General features: G+C 58.3%; 8 protein-coding genes. 1 reads left to right on the top strand and 7 read right to left on the bottom strand.

The features are described 5' to 3' along the window. Positions 1–160 precede the first annotated feature (160 nt). From H0U68_RS04935 to H0U68_RS04910, 6 genes are all read right to left on the bottom strand, one after another. Positions 161–892 (bottom strand): glutathione S-transferase, encoded by a 732-nt coding sequence (locus H0U68_RS04935; protein WP_296353262.1) that lies wholly within the window; start codon positions 890–892, stop codon positions 161–163. 17 nt (positions 893–909) lie between these two features. Then, a complete protein-coding gene (locus H0U68_RS04930) occupies positions 910–1,218 on the bottom strand; it encodes an MTH1187 family thiamine-binding protein (protein ID WP_296353260.1) in 309 nt (102 codons plus the stop codon). A gap of 114 nt (positions 1,219–1,332) precedes the next feature. After that, the gene (locus tag H0U68_RS04925) at positions 1,333–2,046 is read right to left on the bottom strand and encodes a hypothetical protein (protein ID WP_296353258.1); all 714 of its coding nucleotides are present in this window, start codon (positions 2,044–2,046) and stop codon (positions 1,333–1,335) included. 2 nt (positions 2,047–2,048) lie between these two features. Then, complete coding sequence (locus tag H0U68_RS04920; RefSeq protein ID WP_296353256.1) at positions 2,049–2,567, bottom strand: hypothetical protein; 519 nt, start codon at positions 2,565–2,567, stop codon at positions 2,049–2,051. Beyond that, positions 2,564–3,421: a ParA family protein gene (locus H0U68_RS04915; RefSeq protein WP_296353254.1), complete on the bottom strand. Its 858-nt coding sequence runs from the start codon at positions 3,419–3,421 to the stop codon at positions 2,564–2,566. The genes H0U68_RS04920 and H0U68_RS04915 overlap by 4 nt, the downstream gene beginning before the upstream one ends. Before the next feature lie 8 nt (positions 3,422–3,429). Then, positions 3,430–5,211, bottom strand: coding sequence for a glutamine--tRNA ligase/YqeY domain fusion protein (locus tag H0U68_RS04910; RefSeq protein ID WP_296353253.1), 1,782 nt, complete (start codon positions 5,209–5,211; stop codon positions 3,430–3,432). Positions 5,212–5,452: 241 nt separating this feature from the next. Here H0U68_RS04910 and H0U68_RS04905 point away from each other — a divergent pair, with 241 nt between their 5' ends. Beyond that, positions 5,453–5,794, top strand: coding sequence for a hypothetical protein (locus H0U68_RS04905; protein WP_296353251.1), 342 nt, complete (start codon positions 5,453–5,455; stop codon positions 5,792–5,794). 102 nt (positions 5,795–5,896) lie between these two features. Here the strand turns inward: H0U68_RS04905 and H0U68_RS04900 are convergent, their stop codons facing one another. After that, positions 5,897–6,115 (bottom strand): hypothetical protein, encoded by a 219-nt coding sequence (locus tag H0U68_RS04900; protein ID WP_296353249.1) that lies wholly within the window; start codon positions 6,113–6,115, stop codon positions 5,897–5,899. Between the last annotated feature and the right edge of the window lie 365 nt (positions 6,116–6,480).

Here is a 6,480-nt window from a genome sequence, read left to right as displayed (position 1 = left end):
ACGACAACCCCAAACCATTCATCTGGACAGCCAGTGCTTCGGACATCCTGGCCAAGGTCACCAGAGCCAAGGCTGCATTGGCTGCGATCTCACGATAAGTACAGAACAGAGGCGCGCACCACACTAGCCAGTCAAGCAGGCTTCTTCGCGAAGGGCGCACTCAACCATCCAGCTCCGGATACCGCCGGAAGATGCCTTCCTCGTTGAATGCGATGCGCCGCTCGCTGTCCAGGTAACCCCGCAGCCGGCGATGCGCCGCGACGCCCGCATGCAACGCCACCACCATCGGTGCGCGTTTCAGCACGCGCGCGGTGGCCTTCGGGAACGCATACCGCAGCCCGTCCACCACCTGGAACAGCGACAGGTCCGCATAGCTCAGGCGCCCGCCGACCAGGTGCGGCGTGGACGCTGGCTTGCCGTTGCGCGGATTGCGCTGCAGCACCGCCTCGAACCAGCCCATGAACTTGGGCAGGCGCTCCTTGCGGAAATCGGTGGCACGGCGCTTGGCTTCGGCGATTTGGTCCTCGTAGTACAGGTTGCTGGCAACGGGATGGTGCGTGTCGTGCACTTCGACGACGAAGTCGGCGATGGTCAGCTGGATCTGGTGCGTCCACAGCGCGTCGGCCTCGCGCTTGCCCACCAGCCCCAGCCGCGGCCCCAGGTACTGCAGGATGGCCGCGGTCTGCGCCACAACAACACGGCCGTCCACCAGGAAGGGCGGCGCGAACGGCGGACGCGGGATGCCGGGCGACGCCAGGTAGTGCTTCACCTTCGGCATGCCGCCTTCTTCACGCGCGACGTCCACATACGGCGCGCCGGCGGCTTCGAGCGCCAGGCGGACAAATTCGCCGCGGCCTTGGATGGTGGGCCAGTAGTGCAGTGCGTAGGGCATGGTGCGGGCGGTCCGGATCAGGTGCGCAGCTTGCGGCCGACCTGCCGCTCCACCGATTCGATCTTGCTCTTGAGCCGCGACTGCGTGCCGGCGCGGTAGTCCATCTTCAGGTTCATGCCGATGCGCGCGCAGTCGGGCTCCAGCGCGCGGAAGCAGTCGCCCACCACCTTCATCACGTCATCGAAGCTGCCTTCCAGGATGGTGCCCATGGGCGTGAGCTGGTAGGGCACGCCGCTCTTGTCGATGACGTCGAGAATGCGCGCAACGTAGGGGCTGACGCCCTCTCCGCGGTCGGAGGGATTCATGGCGAATTCGAGGAGGACCATGGGCGACTAAATTTAGAAGAAGCTAACTAAACAGCGAGGAGAACCGCTTGTCTGTATTCGAACTAACAGTGAAAATTGCAGGTTTGAATCGTGGCGACGACCGTGCTGAAAGGGCTAAAGCATACCGATATCTTGGACGAGTTTTGCTTTAAAACCTGCAGGTAACGCATCCAGAACGACGTCTCGCTGATCATGTCTGAGGGCGCGAAACGATGAAATATTCAGGTAAATCATGATCGATATTGCCGCTTGAACTAGCTGAATCAATGATGCGACAAACGCCTCTCCAGTTTCAGAACTCCAGCGCGGAATTTCGCTTAATCTCCTGTCGAGCGTTAGAAACTCCTCACCAGCAGAGTGGACATACTTACAAAGGTCCGCGTATTTCGATATCAAAGTTGATAACTGTTGATCATACTGAATAAACTGGTGTCGAAGTGGCGTTTGTTTGGTTAATTCGATCAAATCAAATACGGAAATCACGCTGCGAAAATCCAAGCCTTGTTGTGCTGCGATAACACGAAAGAAATTTTCCAATCCCGACCGTGCGGACATGTTGGCTGCCTTATACAGGCCAATCTCGAAGATCAACAAACTACTAAGCAAATCTGAGCGAAATTCCGCCATAAAAGGAGCAGCACTTCCCAGTAAGGTGCTGGCATCTGCTTGCTCAAGTGTCGTAGTTACCTGATGTTCGAGTACTAGAAAAGCCAATACCCGCTTATGTAAACGCTTAGAGGCGGCTTTATAGTTGGTGTCCTGTATAAGAAATTTGAAGCTAATACTCGTCAAATAAGTAAGATATTCGTCGAATGGATCAAAACGCATTTTTAACTTTTGTCTGCTACAAGGAGTTGAATTATGTCGTTCCAATTTCTCTTGGAAACATGTGCATCGCGAACAATTTTCTTTGCCGAGCTGCTTCCGTCGGCAAGGATGCTAAGTGCCTTAACCAATTTCCAAAGTTCTCCGTCATTTAAGTCGATGGTGCTGCAGACAATTTCGCCAATCAACTCAAAGCGAGATTTCTTCTCCCAACGGCGTTCCCAGTCTAAGCCGAGTGCGCTCATGGCGAAATCTGCAATCGATCCATTGCTGGGGAACAAGGTGGTGTCTCTTAAAACGAGTGGAAGTACGCCGACTAAAAACTGGATATTTGGATTTGGCGAGACGAAAGAGTTCACCCCTGGAGGGACGCTGCTCTGTCTTGTTGCATCCCCAAAGACTCGGGAAAGAGTTTTAAAGTCTATATCCCCATAGGTTTGAAGCAACCACCCTAGTTCTTCTACAAACCTTGTGGCTTTCCCGTTGTCTTGCCGAGGCACTATCCTGGTTGGTGTTGGTTTCATGCTTCAATCCTCTGTAAAAGCTCAGCAGTTATGCCCACCACTGCGGTTTTGGCTTCGGGTTGATCAGAATCAAGGATGCGGATCTGTTCGCCTTGATCTTCGGCAACTGCTGTGCGGCGAGGCAAATGTCGTGTAAATCTCTTACCGGCCCAAACTGCGTTGTTGTCGAAAAACTGAACGGCCTGCCCAAAAACGTTGTAGTGCTCATCTGTGATTGTCAGCACCACTCCTAGACAGCTGATTTGTCGGCCGAAGTTTCCAGAAATACGATCTACAACGCCTTTCAGAAGATCAACTCCAGTACGCGAGATCGGCTCGGGTCGGACGGGTATCAGATATCCGTCAGATGCGAATAGTGCAGCTGTCATCCATGTGGACGGCGTGGGAGGTGTATCGATCACAACGATGTCTATGTCGCCTCGATCCTCACAAACTTCAATGAACCTACGGAGTCGTTGCTCTCGTCCAGTGCCGTGATTCATCTCCAGTCTGTAGAGTTCTAGGTCGCCAGCGATTAACTTAAGAGAACCACCAGCTATGGCGCCGGGAACCTCAATGTCCCAGGGTAGGACCTGAGCCAAGGCAACCGCAGGAACAACTTGAGGCCCTGCTATGGCGCTCATCCTTATTTTCGGTTGATCATCAAAAATATCGAGAATCGTATTGGCTCCGGCATCGAGGCGCTGAACGTAAGCCTCGCCACTGATTAGCATCTGTGTCGCATTGAACTGAGGATCGGTATCTATGAGCAAGACGCGTTTACCATGCCGTCGTGCCAGCACGTCTGCGATGTTGACGGCCAGCGTTGATTTGCCAACGCCGCCTTTCATGTTGACCAGACTAAAAGTCCGCATTTGTGCTCCTAACGAAATGTATCTTTCAACGCCGCTGCTCTATTAAAAACTAAGTTGCGATAAGGCTGAGCCGTGTGATCCACAACGAAGTATCCGTGCCTTTCAAACTGCACTCTTTCATTGTCTTCAGTTTTTGCCAATGAAGGCTCCACAAACCCCGCGACCACATTCAAACTCTCCGGATTCAGTTCCTCCAAAAAGTCTTTCTCCCCCGTCCCCGGCTGCGGCACCGAGAACAGCCTGTCATACAGCCGCACCTCCGCCTGCACCCCATCGCTCACCCCCACCCAGGTGATCGTCCCCTTCACCTTCACCGCATCCGCCCCCCGCGTCCCGCTCTTCGTATCCGGCACCAGCCTGGCTTGCACTTCGGTGACCTTCCCGTCCGCATCCTTGCTCGCCCCCGTGCACTCCACCACGTGCCCATACTTCAACCGAACCTTGTTCCCCGGAAACAGCCGGAAGAATCCCTTGGGCGGCGTTTCTTCATAGTCGGTGCGCTCGATCCACAGCTCCTTGCCGAACATGAACTGCCGCATGCCGCGTTCCGGGTGGTGCGGATGCACGGGCGCCTGGCAGGGGTCCAGGTGCGCGTCGCTGCCCATCACCTCCGCCCAGTTCGTGATCACCAGCTTCACCGGGTCCAGCACCGCCATGGCTCTTGCCGCTTTCGGGTCCAGGTCGTCGCGCAGGGCGATTTCCAGCGTGCTGTAGTCGATCCAGCTGTCCGCCTTGGTCACGCCGATGCGTTCGCAGAACAGCTGCAGGCTTTCGGGCGTGTAGCCGCGCCGGCGCAGGCCCACGATGGTGGGCATGCGCGGGTCGTCCCAGCCGCTCACGTGGCCTTCGTCCACCAGCTGCCTTAACTTGCGCTTGCTGGTGACCACGTAGGTGAGGTTCAGCCGCGCGAATTCGTATTGGCGTGGATGCGGCGTGTTGATCAGGCCGCCTTCGGCCACCCGGTCCAGCAGCCAGTCATAGAACGGCCGCTGGTCCTCGAACTCCAGCGTGCAGATGCTGTGGGTGATGTTCTCCAGCGCGTCCTCGATCGGGTGCGCATAGGTGTACATCGGGTAGATGCACCACTTGCTTCCCGTGTTGTGGTGCTCCGCATGCTTGATGCGGTACAGCGCCGGGTCCCGCAGGTTGATGTTCGGGCTGGCCATGTCGATCTTGGCGCGCAGCACCGCCTTGCCGTCTTCCAGCTTGCCGTCGCGCATCTCGCGAAAGCGCTGCAGGTTCTCGTCGATGCTGCGGCTGCGAAACGGGCTGTCCACGCCCGGCTTGCTGAAGTCGCCGCGGTTGGCGCGCATGTCTTCCGGGCTCTGTTCGTCCACATAGGCATGGCCGGCCTCGATCAGGTATTCCGCGGCGCGGTACATGAAGTCGAAGTAGTCGCTGGCCTGGTACAGGTGGCTGGTGCCGTTGGCGTCCCAGCCGAATCCCAGCCACTGCACCGCGTCCTTGATGCCCTCGACGTATTCGGTGTCTTCCTTCTCCGGGTTGGTGTCGTCAAAGCGCAGGTGGCAGATGCCGCCGTAGTCGCGCGCCAGCCCGAAGTTCAGGCAGATGCTTTTGGCGTGGCCCACGTGCAGGTAGCCGTTGGGTTCGGGCGGAAAGCGGGTGCGGATGCGGGCGGGGTCGGGCTCGCCCGCCTGGTGGCTTGCCGCATCGCCGGGGGTGCCGCCCCACTGGCGCTGCCCGTAGGTGCCTTGTTCCAGGTCGCGTTCGATCACCTGGCGCAGGAAGTTGCTGGGTTTCGGGAGGTCTTTGTCAGGAGAGGAAGCCATATGCGACAGATTTTGTCATGGCTTGTTGCAAGCGCCCGATCAAGCCCGCGTGGCCCCCGCGCGACACCGCCGATCACACCGATGGCGAAGGTGCGCACAAAGCCGCAAAACGCTGGATTTCAGAGGCTGCAGTTACGTCCCGCAACGGCTTTGACGCACTGGCCATAGCGTCCCGCATGCAGTACGCGTTAAATCGCTCCATGGGCCAACGCACAGGCCCGACAGCAAGCAGGAGCGACGTATGAAACTGTTGAGTTCTGCCCTGGTGGCGCTGATGGCGCTTTGCGCCACGGGCCTGGCGCAGGCCCGCAGCAACGTCTACTGGTCGGTGGGCGTGAATGCCGCTCCCGGCGTGACGCTCGGTGTGGGCAACATGGGCCCGGTGTATGCGCAGCCCGTGTACGTGGCGCCGCAGCCGGTGTACGTTGCGCAGCCTCAGGTGTATTACCGCCCGGCGCCCGTGTATTACAGCGCGGCCCCGGTCTACTACAACCCCGCACCCGTCTACTACAACGCCGTGCCGGTGTACTACGGTCCGCGCGGCCATTGGAAGCACAGAAAGCACAGCCACTGGCATCACTGATGCCGGGGCACACCCGATAAGAAGCAAGGTTCTCCTCCAAGGTGACTCGCCCCGCGCACGAAAGTGCCGGGGCTTTTTCTTGGGGGATTTGCCAGGAAGGCGTCAGTCCTTGTTGCCGTCGGGCTTGTCCTGCTCGGCCGCGGGCGCCACGAAGGGCGAGCGCATCATGTCCTTGAGCTTGAGCTGGGCACGCAGGTAAGGGCGCACGCTCTCCGCGCCGTAGCCGCTGCGGCCGCTGGCAGTGGCACGGTTGATGTACCCACCCTGGCGGCTGCGCGGGGCGCTGCGTTTGGGAGGTTTTCGTTTTTCCGGATCTGCCATCCCGGATGTTTCGTCATTCCTGGTCACGGTGTGTTCCTCGCTGTTGACACCACCTTGCGCCTGTGCGCTTGCTTTGCATGACGGTGTTGCCCGGCTGCACGGGTCGGACACAACCGACCTGCATGTGGAACAGCTGGAACGCGAGCGTAGGACTGGGAAAAAGGCACTTGGGCGCTTTGATGAAAAGCGCCGCCCAAAAAAAGAACCCCCAGGTGTTTGACCTGGGGGTATCAATGCCAGTCGCGGGACGGAGGGCCGGACCAGCTCACCCCGGAGGAGGAGGGGACTCAGAGGAGTCGGGGTGACGTATTAGTAAAACCTGCGGGACATTTCCTTCATGTAGGACAATGCCGATGAGGGCTGCC

The sequence above is a fragment of the Ramlibacter sp. genome (assembly GCF_013697775.1).
GTDB lineage: Bacteria > Pseudomonadota > Gammaproteobacteria > Burkholderiales > Burkholderiaceae_C > Ramlibacter.
The sequence above is the reverse complement of the archived record's forward strand: the minus strand, read 5'-3'. Positions and strand labels throughout refer to the sequence as shown.

Coding starts and splice junctions, on each gene's coding strand:
- H0U68_RS04935 (WP_296353262.1), bottom strand. CDS start 892: ATGCCCTACGCACTGCACTACTGGCCCACCATCCAAGGCCGCGGCGAA.
- H0U68_RS04930 (WP_296353260.1), bottom strand. CDS start 1,218: ATGGTCCTCCTCGAATTCGCCATGAATCCCTCCGACCGCGGAGAGGGC.
- H0U68_RS04925 (WP_296353258.1), bottom strand. CDS start 2,046: ATGCGTTTTGATCCATTCGACGAATATCTTACTTATTTGACGAGTATT.
- H0U68_RS04920 (WP_296353256.1), bottom strand. CDS start 2,567: ATGAAACCAACACCAACCAGGATAGTGCCTCGGCAAGACAACGGGAAA.
- H0U68_RS04915 (WP_296353254.1), bottom strand. CDS start 3,421: ATGCGGACTTTTAGTCTGGTCAACATGAAAGGCGGCGTTGGCAAATCA.
- H0U68_RS04910 (WP_296353253.1), bottom strand. CDS start 5,211: ATGGCTTCCTCTCCTGACAAAGACCTCCCGAAACCCAGCAACTTCCTG.
- H0U68_RS04905 (WP_296353251.1), top strand. CDS start 5,453: ATGAAACTGTTGAGTTCTGCCCTGGTGGCGCTGATGGCGCTTTGCGCC.
- H0U68_RS04900 (WP_296353249.1), bottom strand. CDS start 6,115: ATGGCAGATCCGGAAAAACGAAAACCTCCCAAACGCAGCGCCCCGCGC.